12 protein-coding genes are annotated in these 16,676 nt (G+C 45.3%); 3 read left to right on the forward strand and 9 right to left on the reverse strand.

The annotated features are described in order from the left end of the window. Positions 1–2: 2 nt before the first annotated feature. Entirely contained in the window at positions 3–2,555 is a 2,553-nt protein-coding gene (bamA, locus tag SPIBUDDY_RS07140) for an outer membrane protein assembly factor BamA (protein WP_013607075.1), read from the reverse strand. A 22-nt stretch (positions 2,556–2,577) separates the two neighbouring features. Then, positions 2,578–7,218 carry a translocation/assembly module TamB domain-containing protein gene (locus SPIBUDDY_RS07145; protein WP_155816074.1) on the reverse strand — a complete coding sequence of 1,547 codons (4,641 nt, stop codon included), beginning with the start codon at positions 7,216–7,218 and terminating at the stop codon, positions 2,578–2,580. Between the two features lie 144 nt (positions 7,219–7,362). Here SPIBUDDY_RS07145 and tmk point away from each other — a divergent pair, with 144 nt between their 5' ends. Continuing rightward, on the forward strand, positions 7,363–7,974 hold the full coding sequence (gene tmk, locus SPIBUDDY_RS07150) for a dTMP kinase (protein ID WP_013607077.1): 612 nt from the start codon (positions 7,363–7,365) through the stop codon (positions 7,972–7,974). Here tmk and queA read toward each other — a convergent pair. The 7 genes from queA to lepB all read right to left on the reverse strand — a co-directional run bounded on the left by queA (position 7,964) and on the right by lepB (position 14,182). Beyond that, entirely contained in the window at positions 7,964–9,004 is a 1,041-nt protein-coding gene (gene queA, locus SPIBUDDY_RS07155) for a tRNA preQ1(34) S-adenosylmethionine ribosyltransferase-isomerase QueA (RefSeq protein ID WP_013607078.1), read from the reverse strand. The two genes, tmk and queA, sit on opposite strands and share 11 nt — an antisense overlap. Then, positions 8,979–10,040 carry a Holliday junction branch migration DNA helicase RuvB gene (gene ruvB / locus SPIBUDDY_RS07160; RefSeq protein ID WP_013607079.1) on the reverse strand — a complete coding sequence of 354 codons (1,062 nt, stop codon included), beginning with the start codon at positions 10,038–10,040 and terminating at the stop codon, positions 8,979–8,981. Before ruvB ends, queA begins: the two co-directional genes overlap by 26 nt. Before the next feature lie 11 nt (positions 10,041–10,051). After that, positions 10,052–10,684, reverse strand: a complete 633-nt coding sequence (gene ruvA / locus SPIBUDDY_RS07165; RefSeq protein ID WP_013607080.1) for a Holliday junction branch migration protein RuvA — start codon at positions 10,682–10,684, stop codon at positions 10,052–10,054. Continuing rightward, entirely contained in the window at positions 10,684–11,175 is a 492-nt protein-coding gene (locus SPIBUDDY_RS07170) for a crossover junction endodeoxyribonuclease RuvC (RefSeq protein WP_013607081.1), read from the reverse strand. The genes ruvA and SPIBUDDY_RS07170 overlap by 1 nt, the downstream gene beginning before the upstream one ends. A gap of 3 nt (positions 11,176–11,178) precedes the next feature. Then, positions 11,179–11,928, reverse strand: coding sequence for a YebC/PmpR family DNA-binding transcriptional regulator (locus tag SPIBUDDY_RS07175; protein WP_013607082.1), 750 nt, complete (start codon positions 11,926–11,928; stop codon positions 11,179–11,181). Between the two features lie 83 nt (positions 11,929–12,011). Beyond that, positions 12,012–13,175, reverse strand: a complete 1,164-nt coding sequence (hemW, locus tag SPIBUDDY_RS07180) for a radical SAM family heme chaperone HemW (protein WP_013607083.1) — start codon at positions 13,173–13,175, stop codon at positions 12,012–12,014. Then, a complete protein-coding gene (lepB, locus tag SPIBUDDY_RS07185) occupies positions 13,175–14,182 on the reverse strand; it encodes a signal peptidase I (protein ID WP_013607084.1) in 1,008 nt (335 codons plus the stop codon). The genes hemW and lepB overlap by 1 nt, the downstream gene beginning before the upstream one ends. A 65-nt stretch (positions 14,183–14,247) precedes the next feature. Between lepB and SPIBUDDY_RS07190 the strand changes: the two genes are divergently transcribed. Further along, a complete protein-coding gene (locus SPIBUDDY_RS07190) occupies positions 14,248–15,699 on the forward strand; it encodes a formylglycine-generating enzyme family protein (protein WP_013607085.1) in 1,452 nt (483 codons plus the stop codon). After that, positions 15,700–16,170 carry an SsrA-binding protein SmpB gene (gene smpB, locus SPIBUDDY_RS07195; protein WP_013607086.1) on the forward strand — a complete coding sequence of 157 codons (471 nt, stop codon included), beginning with the start codon at positions 15,700–15,702 and terminating at the stop codon, positions 16,168–16,170. It begins immediately after the preceding gene. Positions 16,171–16,676: the final 506 nt, after the last annotated feature.

Genomic DNA, 16,676 nt, shown 5'->3' on the forward strand with positions numbered 1-16,676 from the left:
GCTTAATACAATGTCGTGGTGATGGCAAGGACCAGTTTCAGTCCGCTCCCCTCGCGATCGCCCTTGAAAATATTACCTTCAACCCAAGCAAATGAGTCATTGATGTAACTCGCATTCTTAACCAAATACAAACCGAGCGGGAAGCCGGGTACCTTGAGCTTGATTCCAATTCCGGTGGAGAAGTACCAGGCAAGATTGGAAGCCTTGATGGAACTCAGGTCGGTACTTACCCCGGTGGCGCTTGCATACATTTCTGCAGAGAGCACATTGTGAGCTAGCGGCCAACTGATTGAAATCTGGTTATCCCACAGGTATGCCTGATCGAATACGACACTGAATCCGCGACCGGTGTTCATGCCATCGATGTAGAGCATCTCATAACGGGTTGCACCTTGTTTTGCATCGTACCAATTCCAACCACTTTCATAATGATTATAGTACTGTGGCAGCATCACACTCAGGCTGGTGGTTACCCCCAACACTACGTTAGCCGGCTTCTCGTCCAAATCGAATGTAAACAGGGTGAGGTATCCACTAGCTGAACTCGAGGTACGGATATAATTGGAAAGGCCTCCAAGAATACCTCCGGCATAGGTGAAACTTTGGCTGAGGTAATACCCCCGGCTGGTGTTCTCGATGAGATCCCTTCCGTCCCAGGCAAAAGAGAGCGTAAGGCGATTACTGAATTGCCAACTTTCATGATACAAATCAATCAGTCGTTCATACGGATCATAGACGTTGTCATCGTATTGGGCGTAGTTGAGTCCTACGGTAATACCACCACCGACATTCAGCGATCCGGGTTGGAACATGAAGGTATAGCCGGTGTTGTACCCCAGCGAAATGCGGTAATAGGTATAGCTCATCAAGTAGCGTGAGGAAGGCAGGGCCTGGTCGGCCGCCAAATAACTTGCATAACTGTCATAACCATAGGGATAGGGATTGGATTCAGCGTTGTCTCCATCGTGACCGGTATAATACTTGCTGCCGATACCCCTCTGAAGAGCGGAATCTTTTACACTTCGTTCAAAGTTGAAACTCAAGCCATTCGACCAACGCCTGTTTTTGAACCAACCATCGGTAAAGGAAACAGAGATATTCTGGGTATCGGGACTGAGATTGGTGGCAATCGCCAGATCACGTCCTGTTCCCCCAAGGTTCTTGTCGGACCACTGCAGGAAACCGGATACCGGGAAACCATCAACATTTCCGCCAAAGGTTGCTCCAAATTGGATGTCCATCTGATTCCCTTCGACTACGGTGAAGACGGGAATCACACTACCTTCCTGGGTCCCATTTATGATATCAAACTGAACATCGGTTACAATGAGAGTATTGTAAATGTTCTGGGCGCTTCGGATCAGTTTTTCCTTGGAGAAAATATCGCCCTTCGAAAATGTCAGTTCCCGTTCGAAGACATAGGGTTTGGTTTTGGTGAGCCCTTCTAAACGGATATCCTCGATTACAGCTTGTTGATTCTCTTGCACCTTGAGGATGTACGTAACAGTTTTTGTTTCTTCGTTGCGGATAAGGTCGGTGGAAATCAAATTGAAAATGTAGCCGTTGTTCCAATACAGGTCTGTGACGGCAGTAATTTCCTGTTGCACCCGGGATACATCCAATACTACACCCTGACGCATGGAGATCAAGGACTGGAATTGTTCATTGCTGAAGACGGTATTGCCCTCAACCTGAATGCCGCCAAAGAACCATTGTTCTCCCTCATCAATGGAGAATACCACTCTCAAGCGAGAATACGTATCGTCCTCTGTGCTGATATCCTCTGTACGGACATCAAGAATGGCTGCATCGATGTAGCCTCTGCTCTGGTAAAAGGCAATGATCTTTTGCTTGTCGGTTTCAATAGTCAAAGGATTGTAGTAACCGGAGCTGAAATAGCTTACCTGCTTAGAGGACAGTTGCTTGGAAAGCATATCGGACGAAAGCTGCTCATTGCCCTCGAATACAATTTGGCCGATACGCTTCTGCTGGTTCTCGGTAATGATATACTTAAGATCTACTGCATTTGCCGTCTCGTCTGTGACATATTCGCTGTCGATGGTAGCATCGGCATATCCTTTTTCCTGGTAGAGTGTCAGGATCTTCTGTTTGGATAACTCGATATTCTGTTCATCGAGGAAGAATCCTTCCTTGGCGATCAGTACTTCAGTGATGTCCTTGGTCTTTATTCCCTGATTTCCCTGTACTGTTGCTGTCTTGATGTAGGGTAATTCATAGAAGGTCATGGCGATTTGTAATTCGTTGTTTCCCTCCCCTGTCCTCTGGGCATCGGCAATAAAATAGAGAAAATATTCCAATCCATACAGTTCACCTTGCAGTTCATTAAACAGCTGGTCAGTAAAGGTTTTACCTAAATAGTCATATTGGATGTCCAATACAACGCTCTCCTTCACATTCTGCAAACCACTGTTGGAAAAGGATGCAATTCGCTTGCCTACATACCAAGGGTCGGTATCAGCAGCACTCAAGAAGGAAAAAGAAAGGGCTAAAATGAGCACGATGCCCACAAGAAAGCGTGTATGGCGCTTGTCCATGATGTCTCCTCTATAAACCTGTTTAACGCAAAACTATTCGTTTGGTTACACTAAAGCCAATGGTATCCAAAATATTGGTGAACGACAACTCGTTCGGCTGGGTAAAGAATGAGAAAGTCCCCAGTGGGTTTACCCAGTCAAGCGAGAGCTCGAGATCTAGCGAGAGGTCTGGTGAAATGAATGAACGCTTTACCCGCGAGCTTTCCATTGCACTGAGGTGAACCAATGCCTGCAGGAAAAATTGCCGACCGACGTACTTGCCCATGAAAATGGAAGTGTTGTTCAAATACCGTGCCAAGGGAGTCAAAACCCCGCCGATGTTGCTTCCGGGCAACGCATCAAAAAGAATATTTTGCAGAATATTGCTGCGTATGCTGAACATATCAAGCCCCAAAGAGATACGAATGGACTCTGTCAGTGCTGTTGTTTGACTTGCATCGATGTAGCCCAGTCGCTCTGCCACATCGGTTGCTGCAGCGGCAAGGCTTACTACACTATACAGATTCACTTCGCCATATGCACCGGTAGGCAGGATCGATTGACCCAAAATCTCCAGAATTTCATTGATATCCTTTGCAGGAATTGATTCAAACTGCGGATTCAGGTTGGAAAGGCCTGAATCACGCAAAACTAGGAATATATCTATTCGTTCTCCCTGAGCATCAAAGTCTGTCATTTTTGCTCGAAGGTTGATGGTCGGCTGAATCTGGTTCTTTCCTGTCAAAGCATCGGTATGTAAAGCAAGCGACCCTTCGGTGATGAAGAAGTTCTTCTGGAAGTAATAAATTTCCCCACTTCTGAAAGAAAGCGTCCCATCAGCGATAAACTCATCAGTTATATGATCATACAGGAAAGAAATATTCTGATTCTCAGTAATGGTTGCCTTAATGAACGGGTTCTGCGTATTGGGATACGAGAATGAAACATTCTTTCCTGTTACTACCTCAAATTCTGTAGTGGTAAGGTTGTTGGCTATATACCAGGATGGCAAGTCCTTGATCCCGAGCGTCATGGTACTATCCTGGATCATGACTTTTCCGTCCAACCAAGTCTCAAATCCAACACCGAACAGATTGAAGGTGCCACCGGCATACGTTTTGATGTCTGCATCGAAACCTTGCATCGGCAACCAAATGAAAACCATCTGATCCCCACTTTCTGCGTGGATTTCATAATTTTCAAAACGCAAGCCGTCGAAGGAGGCACCGAGCCAGCCATACCCTTCAATAGTCTTGCCGGTAACCGTATTGGTGGAAAAGAAGGGAATTCTTGGGGTAATCGCCCTACTTCCATCGCTGGATGCACTGATGTTTTTCATGGTGATGATGTCCTGGGGCAGCCAGAACAGTTGCATGCGCGCCGAATCGACCCATAATTGCCCGTACGGCCTGAGGCCATCAGCCGTTTTTGCAAGGTAGAGTTCACCTTGGGCAACACCATCAAGGAACGAGAAAATCGGTTTGAGGAACGTTCTGTTCAAGAGCGGAAGTGGCAGGTAGATGGAGTCAATACTCAAGCCGAAATCAGAGGAAGCAAGTGAACCCTCGACTGCGAAGCCAATACCAAATGATGTATTCATAGTTGCTTGCAGATGTTTGGATGCGCTCTGATAGGAGAGGTCCAGATGATCCCCTCCGATGGTGAATAAACCATCAGAGAGATTGATCAAATAGGTACCGTCATTGATGCCACCCTCTCCATATAAGAGAATATCAGATAAGCTAAGCTCTGCGATGAGAGAGCCCTCGAAGATTGGCTTCAGTGCCTTGGGAAGATCGAAAATTGTTTTGAATTGCCCTAAGTCGATTGCCAAGTCATAGGTAAGTTGGGATACCTGGTCTTTGTACGTGAGATGTCGGATATGTTCAAATTTTCCTGTAGAACGAGCAAGCTGATCGGTAATGGATAGTGCTTGGCCGATATAGGTGAAATCCGGCATTTGCACAGCAGAATCATAGAGGGTAAGAGAATCTTGGTCGAACGCAAGTTTGGATGTGAATTTGGCATTGCCTTTCGTCAACTCAACGAAGCCATCGACACTTGCGGTTTCCTTGAAATCAGAATACCCGAGTGCGGAAAAATCAAGTACGGTTCCCTGCAACTGGTGAAAGAATCGGTCAAGGGGAAGCGAAGAAATCTGTAGTGCACCATTGATACGGTCCTCATAACCAAGCAACGAGATTGAGATTTTTCTCTCCTCGTCTGCATCCAGGCTGAAGGTTGCCTCAAAGGGAGCGAGGAAGGAGGCTTGCACGAGAGAAACAAAGTCGGTACCTGTATAGCTGAAGCGACTGGGGAATATGTGTCCGCCTTCTTTCAGTTGCATATTGGATAGAAGTACCTGATTTTCCTTTGCAGTAAGGGAAGTCAGTAAATCATAGCTACGGTTCTTGAATTGCACCCCCTCGATTCTGAATTCCTTGCTTGCCAATTGCCAATCTCGAAGTGAGAAAAACTCAGCTTCCAGATCGCCTGAAATAGCCGCCAAGGCAAAGAAACCTGCATCGGGCAAGCGAAGGTCATTTGCTACCAGGCGCCCCGTAATGGGGGGTGCAAGATTTGCAGAAAGAGACAGATGCTCCTGTTGGGAGAGCAAGAATTGGAGGGTGCTTGTATCGAGGCGGAAGGTAAAGGGAAATGTTGTCTTGAAAATGGAGAAATCAGCGCTTCCCACAATGAATTCAGAGCCTTCCCTTCTAATGGTTCCATCAACAAGCAGGGATTTTTCAAAGGGAGTGGTGACATTGAAGCGATATGCCGATGGCGGCTGATCGAAGAAATTAACGGAAAGCAAGCGCTGTCCATCATCGATGCGATAGAGGTCCAGTTCTCCGCGGGGCAACCAATAGTTGAGTTCAGTGGAACCTGAAAAGACAAGTCGATAACCGCTGCTGGCCAGCGTCATGGCGTTCACGAAAACCGAATCACCCTTGATATCAGCCAAAAAGGTAAATCCTGCATCCAATTCGACCTTTCCAACTTTGGCTGACAACAAAGCCAATTCAATAGCCGCTTTACCATCAAATGGGAGAATGCTTCCCCCTCCCCTGGATGATTGGAATGAGATGTTACCAATCAAGTTGGTTGCATCCTGGTAATATGGCTTAATGAACGGTGCAAATGCTTCAAAAGTTGGAGAGAGAATGCTCAAGGGGAAGTCATTCAGGCGGGAGGTAAAGAAGAAAGTTCCTTCGGCAGTAGTTGGCATATCATAGACCGAACGTATAAAAAGCATATCTTGGTAGTCAAGTTCTGCCTGAAGCTGACTACCTTGCCTATTTGACTGGAAAGACATGCGTGCCGAAAGCGGTACGGTCGTGAAGGAAGAAGCCAGATTGGTGAGGTATGCAGAACTGCTCATTGCTGCATCGGAAGCACGATAGCTCAGCTCTGATACCAGTGGTGATGAGAAGTTGATATCACTATGTTTGAAGGAGGCTTGTGCATCAGCTTGCAGATTGAGCTCAGCCTCGATCAGGTTCATACCTTCGAGTTGAGTATTGGCTTGGAGATACAATGAGCTGAGGTCTGCCTCCAAGTCATTAAGAGAATACTGTATCTGTCCAAGCGAAAGTTGGATTGAGGCCGTATTGGCTTCATACTGAGCATTCGCCTGGAGTGTATGAAGATCAAGAGAGAGAGTCTGAGCGTAGGTGACCTTGAAAAGATCCCCTTGCTTGGTAGCAAGCCCGAACAAGAACTTTTCTCCTTCCTTTCTACCCGTTACGGTGGCGGTTGGGGAATGTACCTGGATACCCTCAATGCTCAATGAGAGCTGATCGTACGATAGTGTTGCCTGATCAAAGGCACCATGCTTCAATTGTATAGTGCTGGTAAGTATGGGAACAGCTAGGGTTAGCCGCTCCCTTTCAGCCTTGAGATCGGCAAGCGAGAAATCGATCGTTATATCCGAATTCGCAAATGCAAGGGATTCGAGCGTACCTAAGGCAACCAATTGCGCAAAGGAAACTTCCAATCCTTGCTGCAACAAGGAAACCTTGCTGATTTCTATCAAGGCACTGCCTTCTTCATTCAGTCCAATTTCGGAGTCCAAGAGTGTTGCTTGCAACGTTCCTGTATCAAACGTAAGGATAGGAGCGCTGCCCCGTATCGTGGGGAACGGTTTGTTGTTGTCAAACAGCAAGTCCAAGGAAGACATTTCTAGCTCTAAAGCCAATTCAGGAGCATCCATCGATGCACGCAAATTTTGAGTTTCAATGGAAAATGTATTGGACTCAAGCCACGTTTGCAGGTGCGAATTTGAGGAGGAAGATTCAAGGGACAGATTTTGAAGGCTCTCATTGATTACCAGTTCTGGATCACGGACGTTGACATTGACTTGCTTGGAACCGAACATATATGAGCTGAGTAATAAGGGAAGGCCCCCTTGTATCTCTATTTCGGAAGCAGAAGCAGAGGTATTTTGGGTGAGCGAAAGGGATGGCTTATTAATGATCAGGTTCTTGAGGAACATACGGTCCATACTTTCAGCCTTGAAAGAGACTGGACCACCTGAATTGAGATTTTGCATCAGCCGGTCTGCAATATACTGACTTGGATTGGCCATACCAAGCCTAGCCATTCCATACAAACAGAGAATGGCGCAGCTTATGAGAACAAGAACCGAAACCGCAATGTCTTTTAGTGTTGTATGATATCTCACCTTTTTCCCAGTATAGCCCATTGTCGAATTCTTGGGCACCTATTTTCATGTTGGTTCGATGGAGTTTGGTATGCCTATCATGAAAAACTCATTTACCTTACTTCGCTTTTACCGTACCATAGAGACATGATAGGAGATATGCATATGCCTTCAGTATTGACCAATTTTATTGTTTTTGAGGGTTTGGATGGTGCCGGTACCACTACGCAAATGCAATTGCTTGCCGAAGCGTGTGACCGCGCTGATACTCCGTGTCGTGCAACGTTTGAGCCTACCGATAAACCTATCGGACGCTTGGTCCGCTCAGTTTTACAAAAGCAAATCCTGACCACCCCTTTGGCTTTGGCAATGTTGTATGCAGCCGACAGGGAGGATCACCTGAATAATCCGGTCTATGGAATCATCCATGACCTGGAAGCTGGCAAACTTGTTATTTCAGATCGCTACTTGTATTCATCACTTTCCTATCAAGGCGTAGAATGTGATTTTGAGAAAATTGCAAGCCTTAACGAGTTCCCTTCTCCCCAGTACGTCTTTTTCATTGACACACCGGTTGATGAGTGCCTGAGAAGAATCAACAGCAGAGGCAATGAAGTGGAACTCTTTGAGAAAAAGGAATTTCTCCATAAAGTGAAAGAGAACTACGAACGAATTTTCAGCTCGCTCGATCCTCAGGTAACCCTTGTCCGTTTGGATGGGCTCCTGAAGATAGAGGAAATTGCTTCCCAAATCCAGCAAATTCTCTTCAGCAAATAAACATTGCATCACCATAGCTGAAGAAACGATAGGATTGTTCGACTGCATGCCGATAGGCGCGATCAATCTTTTCTTTTCCTGCGAACGTGGAGACCAAGACCAAGAGTGTCGATTCCGGAGTATGAAAGTTCGTCAACAGTTGGTCCACGATTTTAAACGTATAAGGAGGTCGGATAAAGAGATTTGTCCGACCTTGCCCGCTTTCCAATAACCCTGTTTCAGTGTTGAAAGCACTCTCCAGAGTGCGCACGCTGGTCGTCCCTGTGGCAACAATCTTACGCCCCTGCGCTTTTGCCTGGTTGATGATGCGAGCGCTTTCTTCCTCAATTTCATACGATTCATAATGCATGTGATGGTCTTCCAGATTATCGGTACGAACGGGCAAAAAGGTTCCGGGTCCAACATGCAAGGTAACTGGAACAATAGTACAGCCTTTTGCACGAATGGATGCCAGGATTTCTTGGGTAAAGTGCAATCCAGCAGTCGGGGCTGCTACCGACCCTTCCTTTTGTGCATAAATTGTCTGATACCTATTCTCGTCGGCAAAGCAATCCTCACGCTTGATGTATGGGGGGAGTGGGACATGACCGAGCTTGAGGAAAAAATCCTCATCAAGTACATGATTGAAGGTGATGGTTCTTGTCCCATCCTCATTGGCTTTAGTAATGCATCCGGTACGTACATAGCTCTGGTCGGCAGTACAGAATGTATAATGCTTGCCGACATGTTGTTTTTTTGTTTTGGTGACCATGACATTCCAGCTATGGTCGAGGTTTTCTTCCAGAAAAAGAAATTCCACGCGGCTTTTAGTCTCGCTGATGGCAAATACACGTGCCTTGCGCACTTTACTGTTGTTGACAACAAGAATACTTCCTTCTTGAAGATAGGAAGCAAAATGTGTCATTTGTTCATCTATGATGGTTCCACTATGCTTGTCGAGAACCAGCAATCGGTCCTCGCCACGTCGGTCTATGGGAGTCTGTGCTATCAGATGCTCCGGAAGGTCAAAAGAGTATTCCTTGATTGTCATCCAAGTTCCTTTTGCAGGGAATGCCCAGCAGGTCGTAGGCTTTTTTGGTGGTCATCCGTCCACGGGGAGTACGCTTGAGGAATCCTTTTTGTATCAGATATGGTTCATAGAAGTCTTCCAAAGATTCTATAGCCTCCCCTACGCTGATCGAAAGAGTTTCAGCCCCTACCGGTCCTCCGTCATAAAATTCAATGATTGTTCTTAATATATTTCGGTCCTGTGTTTCAAGACCATTATTGTCGATGCCCAGTCGCTCCATGCCATGGTCGACTACTGCAACGGTCACCGTTCCATCACCCATTACCATGGCGAAGTCCCTGAGCCGCCTCAAAAGACGATTGGCTATTCGAGGAGTTCCACGGCTGCACCGTGCCAACTGGACAATGGCTTTCTTGTCGATTTGCACATCCATGATCTGAGCCGATCTGGCGATAATCGAGGCGAGCTCCTGTTCGTTGTAGAATTCGATATGGCAGGTGATGCCGAATCGCGAGGAGAGAGGACTGGAAACTGAACCGGCTTTGGTTGTAGCCCCTACCAAGGTAAACTTGGGAAGAGGAATGCGCATCGTCCGTGCGGCAGGCCCTTGACCGATAACCCAGTCAATCTCAAAATCTTCCATGGCAATATAGAGCATTTCTTCCAAAGCTGGCTTGAGTCTATGAATCTCATCGATGAAAAATACAGAACCTTCGGTTACATTGGTAAGAATTCCTGCAAGGTCTTTGGGTTTATCCAAAGCAGGTGCGCTGGTCATCCTGATTTCAGCACCCATCTCATTGGCGATAATACTTGCCAAGGTGGTCTTTCCAAGACCCGGGGGACCGATAAGAAAGGTATGATCAAGCGGTTCCTTTCGCTCACGGGCTGCTTGGACAAAGACGGCAAGGTTGTCTTTCAAACGCTGCTGGCCTTGGAAATCCTTGAGCATTTTGGGTCTGAGGATATTCTCCTGTTTGTCCGCCTCCTGTTGGAAGGAGGTGGATACCACGGAGCTTTGTATCAAATCATGTAATTCCGACTCGTGTGTGTCCATTTCTTCTCCCTTTATCCAAGCAGTTTGACTGCACTGCGGAACAACAGTTGCTCAGCATCATGGTGGCTAAGTTTGCCGATTGCTTCAGATTCTTGTTCGCTTAACGAATCGATTACCTCTTCAACTTTACGTCTATCATACCCCATATCCACCAATGCAGTAATAATGTCCGACCACTGACTGGCTTTGCTTTGGCTACGCTGCCCATTGGTTTTGCTCTTTTCATCTTCAAAGACCAATACATCACGCAAGGCGAGAATCATTTTTTGACCTGTCTTGGGACCAATGCCCGGAATCGAGGATAAAAGCTTCAGGTTCCCCGTATCAAGTGCTTGTGCCAGATTTCGAACGCTGATACCGCTGAGAATCTTGAGAGCTTGTTTCGAGCCTATGCCGGAGACGGTTTGCAACTGCAAAAAAGCTTCGCGTTCGGCTTCATCATAAAAGCCAAAAAGGGACATGCTGTCCTCGCGATGTATTAAAACGGTAAGCAACCTAACAGCCCTTCTCTCTTCCAATGATAGATTGCTGAGCTTGCTTGCTGTCTGTGCCGACACAGAGAGCATATATTCAACATACCCTGCCCTGAGGATAACCTCACCGTCCATTACACGTACTACATCACCAATGATAGCGTTAATCATTACAATTTCATCCTTATTTGGGCAAAATCATAGACAGCAAGGCATAAGGCTGCAGCCAAGGCATCCGAAGCATGGTCGGGTTTTGGGATTTTCTCAAAGCCCAAAAGTATACGCACCATTTCCTGAACTTGATGTTTTTCTGCTCCCCCATAGCCGGTAACGGCTGATTTAATCGTTGGAGGACTGTACAACCGAACAGGAATCTCAAGCAGCGCAAGTTGATGGATGCAAGCTCCGATCACCTTGGCAACAGGAATGGCTGAACTGACATTCTTGGTAAAGAAGATGTCTTCCATACCACAGATAGTGACTTTGTTTTCCAATGCCAACGCACCGATCGACTTTGCGATGAAATGAATTCGTTCACAATCAGGTTGCGTCGGAGAGGTTTTTATGACACCAAACGAAACAGGCCGGTTATGCTGTCCATCAGATTCGACAACACCCCAGCCTGTCTGTGCATATCCTGGATCAATACCTAGGATTCGCATGCGTTAATCTTCGTCACTATCCTCAAAATCATCGGGGAGTTCCAGATTTGAGGAAACCAGCTGGACGTCATCCAATTCCTCGAGTTTATCGATGATCTTGAGCACTTTGCGAGCTTTATCACTATCCAGTGTTACGGTCTGGTCTGCAACCTTCTCCACCTCAGCACTCTCTTGCTCGAAACCAGCTTTCTGCATTGCTTCCAAAACGTTGCCAAAATCAGAGGGAGTGGTAATCACTTCGATGACACCATCATTGGTGGTCACATCGTCAGCCCCATTTTCCAAGGCAACTTCAAAAATCTGTTCTTCGCTATACTTTTCCGTATCGTACGTGATGATACCCTTGGTCTGGAACATATAGGAAACACAACCTGAAGCACCCAAGGTACCACCGTTTTTGGTAAGTGTTGAACGAACATCACTTGCCGTTCTATTTTTGTTGTCAGTTAATGTATCAATAATCAAGGCTACGCCCCCAGGAGCATACCCTTCATAGGTGAGTTCATAATAGGTGGAGTTGTCGAGCTCTCCGGCACCTTTCTTGATTGCCCGGTCAATATTGTCCTTGGGCATATTCTCTGCACGGGCTTTCAGTACGGCGGTACGAAGCCTAGCATTGGTTTCGGGGTCTGCACCACCCATTTTTGCTGCAACGGAAATTTCCTTAATCAGCTTTGTAAATTTCTGACCGCGCTTTGCATCGGCGATACCCTTCTTGTGTTTGATTGTAGCCCATTTACTATGGCCGGACATAATTGAACCTCTTAACTTTTTTAGAATGCGTGAATAGTCTCAACCTAATTAAGCTATCACAACCGGTAGAGGCGGTCAAGGGCTTACGAGATTTCCAGAGCCAAACGCAACAGGATTTCGTCAAGGACCATAAAGCCTACTTCTGTTAATACATAGAGTTGTTTCGTATTACGATACCATGCAGAATCAAGGGTGGAAATTGCAGAGCCAAAGAGCTTGTCATAGTCTTGTGAATACCGTGTATTGAAGGTTTGCTTGTCAATACCTGCATTGGTGCGTAGAGCCATCATCAGATACTCTTCAATCTGCTGATTTGCATCAACGAACTCCTGTTCATATCCACTGAAAAGAGAGCTTGAAGCGTATTCCTTCAGGTCCTGAATTTGCGAATAATGACGAGAAAGAGTCCCTTCGTGAACCGTGGATGCCGCACTGCTTCCTAAACCTATATAATTATCCAGTCTCCAATAAACTTGATTGTGTTTGCTTTTTTTGTCATTTCTACAAAAATTGGAAACTTCATAGTGGGTAAATCCAAGCCTTGCCAATTCATTCCAAAGTGTTTGCAGGAATGCTTGTTGTCCATCCTCATCCAACACGTGTAGTTGGCCAAGCCCAATTTGTTGGGCCAGGACAGTACCCTCTTCAACGGTCAAGCAATACAGGCTGATATGGTCAGCTTCACTGAACGAAAGAATTTCCTGAAGATCGGAAATTGCCAACTCAGTTGTTTGGCCGGGCAGGCAAACCATCAGGTCGAATGAGAGTTCTATGCCATACAAAGCATGTGCTTTCTGTGCAAGGGCGATGGCTCTCAGATTGTCTTTTCTGTGAGCATTGCGGCCAAGGCGTGCAAGGGTGGGATCATCCATACTTTGGATACCCATGCTCAAGCGTGTGACCAAACCTTCAGAGAAGAGACAAAAGAAATCCTGGCTGAAGGTTTCCGGATTCATTTCTATCGTCACTTCATCACTTAATCCAGCTTTGGCCGCTACAAGTAAGCGTCTCAACTGACTAGCTGATAAACATCCAGGATTCCCTCCGCCGACGAATATGGTAGTGAACCGATCGACGGACGAAGCGCACGCAAGGATTTCCTGTTCAAGCCGGTCCACATATACATCGATATACTTGCTATTTGCTTCTTTAGGTTCAGAATAGAAGGCGCAATAGGAGCAACATGTGGTACAAAAAGGAATATGCACGTACAGTGATAGCTCACCATGAGAGGGGATACTAAGCACTATTTGTTACCCATGTACCTGATTCTGTTCAAAGGCCAGAAAAGAAACCGGACGCTGCCATTGATTTTTCCCTGTGATACAGGACCAAAATATCGGCCATCGCGGCTGTTGTCCCGATTGTCTCCCAAAGGCAACACAGAGCCTTGTGGAACATAGATTCCTCTCTGGTAGGCAGCACTTGCACTTCTGGCATTGCTATCTGCAGGATTGAATAATTGCTTTGTACGGTTCTTAGCTGTTTCAAATGCATACATGTCATCTGGATAGTTGTCATTTTGAACAAGAGCATATTGGCTCTTTAAATAGGAAGGAACTGAGGTCATGTCCACTCCCGATTCCTGATATCCAAACAAAGATCCCCATGCTTTGATGCCACTGTACAGGCTCTCATCGATGCTGCGATGCGGACCATCGACCAAATCAAGTGAGGTACGGAAACTGTTGTCGTCGATGTAATCGTTGTACCCTGCTCTTCGTATTTCAATATTTCCATCTGTGAAGCGAATCCGTTCAGAGGGAAATCCGATGGCACGTTTTACATACAGCCGCTCGGCTATGCTGCCATCGTCATTGCGGTCGATATTTACCAGCGAAAAGGTACCCATGTAGATGATTTGTGACAGGATATCAAAGAATGGACCTTTGGATACGTATTCTGGGTTGTAAAACGTGATTATGTCATCACGCGTCACGTTCCTGTTAGAGGAGAGCATTTTTGGACCGCTGGGATAGATTTCAATGCCGTAGATGGTTTTACTTACAAAAACGCGATCTCCCACATTCAGTGTTCCATCCATGGAAGGAGTAGGAATGACAAAAAGTTGAAAGATATATTGGTTGATCAAGAGTACGGCAAAAACTGCAAACACCAGAGCATCAGCCCAACCCTTGACTTCACCGATGAAGGTGCGCTTGGGTTTGTTGGCCAATTCGTAGGCTTTCAACGCTTTGCGGTGAGTGAGTAATCGTATGGTGTTTCTCTCAATAAAACTCAACAATTGTTCCATAGCAAGCACGCTATCACAATAGGTCTGAGTTGACAAGCCAAGGGAGGACCGCTACCTTACTATGTATGAAAAGACGCATCGTACTTCCAGAGGTGGAAGCGGTAAAATTACCGGTTCTCTTCAACATGAGACCAGGTGTATACCTCTTCATCCTCTACGCAATACTTCTGATTGTAATTCTTTTTTGTGTTGCTTACCTCCCTGGTATTCTCAAGGGTGGTCGATACGTCACCTTCTCTGCTCCTTTAGCTGAGACTGGAATCGTTCTCGACGGTACCTATCTGGGTGCTACAGACAATCAATATTTCATTGCCAGCGGAGAGCACGAGGTGGCATATATGAAAGGAGGCGTTCAGTATGCAACCTATGCACTTGATGTCGACCATCCTGTCTTTTTGACGTGGTTTTTTCATCGGACAAAAACTATCGATGCACCTCAACTTGCTCTTGGTTCGGATATGAAGTTCAAGATTATTCACTTTGATCTTGAGCAGATACAGCAAGCAAGTGCAATTCTTACCTACGATGCTGTTACCCGATACGAACCTGTTTTCTCCAACTTGGTCTCAGACCTTAAGAGTTTGGACATCCAGAAAGAAACATTTGAACAAGCTCTCGAGCTTGCACTTCTGTATATCACCAATGAGACCATGCTCCTTGATGCTCAACAAGCACTGCAAAAGTATCAAATAGCACTGACAGCTTTCATGCAGCAGACACTGGAATCGGCAACGTCTCTATTTGCAACAGCAAATGCTTCAACTGGTTTGTCTGAAAAGGTAGGTTCCTTAGTAAAGAAAGAGACATCCCTGCAAGCTGGAGAATTTGAGATACCAGGGTATCGCTATCCTCAGGCAAGTTTTGTCATGGGAACTTTGACAGGTCAAAACTATCCTGCCATCAATGAAGCGGGTATAAAGGTCACAACACCTTCTTTCGCCCTTTCCACGTATGAAGTCAGCCAATATCAATGGGCTCTCTTTTTACAAGAGAATCCCATGTGGGAGAAAGCTAATTTGGCATCCCTTGTTGAACAAGGATTGGTCGATGAGGCATACTTGGCAGGCTTATCCCCCTCTACGATTTTTGTGACGAATAAACCCATTCACACTATTAGTTATTTTGCAGCCCAGGCTTTTTGTGAATGGCTCAGTTCTAAAACAGGTAAAACAGTTTTCCTTCCCTCTGAAAGTATGTGGACGATAGCAGCTTATAGCCATAGCAATCTAAAATTCGATGCTTCACTCAGCCCTATTCCTTCTCCACTCAAGGAACCTGTTTCCTTGCTTGGCGGTGTATGGGAACTGACACAAACCCCCTATATCCCCTTGGCCAGGATTACGGATTACCAGAAAGCGCTTGCCCTTCATGAAAGCTTTGGCCTTACTACTCAGCCCATTGTGAAAGGTGGCAGCTATCTCAATGATGCCAAAACCATCTCATCCAATACTGTTGGAGTTGTCGATCCCGATGTATGCGGAGACCTAATTGGGTTCCGTGTTGCTTGGTATGAATAAATGAAACAAGATAAGAATGTATTCAAGCCGCTTCAGAAAAATAAGAAGGCATACTTCAATTATGAAGTCATAGAAGATTTGGAATGTGGTATCGCTTTGGTAGGTACAGAAGTCAAGTCGCTGCGTGAGGGAAAATTCAGTTTTGCAGACAGTTATGTGACTGTCACCGATCGTACACTTACTTTGGTTGGCCTTACCATCCAGCCGTATACACACGGCAATATTCACAATCATGATCCAAACAGAAACAGAAGACTGCTAGCCCATAAGAGCGAGATCAAGAGGCTGAAGCGTAGGGTGATCGAGAAAGGATTCACATTGGTTCCTACTTCCATCTACCTGCGAGGCAACCTAGTCAAAGTGCAAGTCTCCTTGTGCCGAGGAAAGCAGTTGCATGATAAGCGTGCAGCAACCAAGGAGCGTGATATGAATCGTGATATGCGTAGGGAAGTTAAGCAACTTCAATATTAATAATAAAATAGCTCAATATACGACTTTACTACATCATCAGGGAAGCAATTCCTTGGTGATTTTTTTTATCACTGGTAGATATATATCTCAACTAAAGCTAGCAATACATAGGAAGGACAGGGAGCAGTTCCTAACAGGTATCACTATTATAAACTACACAACAAAAGAATATGTCAATTATAATTTGTTGAAATGCATAAATAAATGTATAAGCATATTATTACATTAAATTAAACATATGGTAATATTCCATATAGTATCATAAAAACAATATACAATATAATATAAATGCTGAATGGTATTACAAAGACACTTAATATGTATTTGATGCATTTAATATATGTCAAAAAAATTTATATAGTATTTATAATTACATATAACATACATGTGTAGTAACGCATAAATAACACATATGAAATGTATATACAAAAATATTACAATATATATAAAAATATCGAATATAGATACTACTTACTCTACATAAGTAAGTAGAAGAAATAAATGTC

This window comes from Sphaerochaeta globosa str. Buddy (genome assembly GCF_000190435.1).
GTDB classification, from domain to species: Bacteria; Spirochaetota; Spirochaetia; order Sphaerochaetales; family Sphaerochaetaceae; genus Sphaerochaeta; species Sphaerochaeta globosa.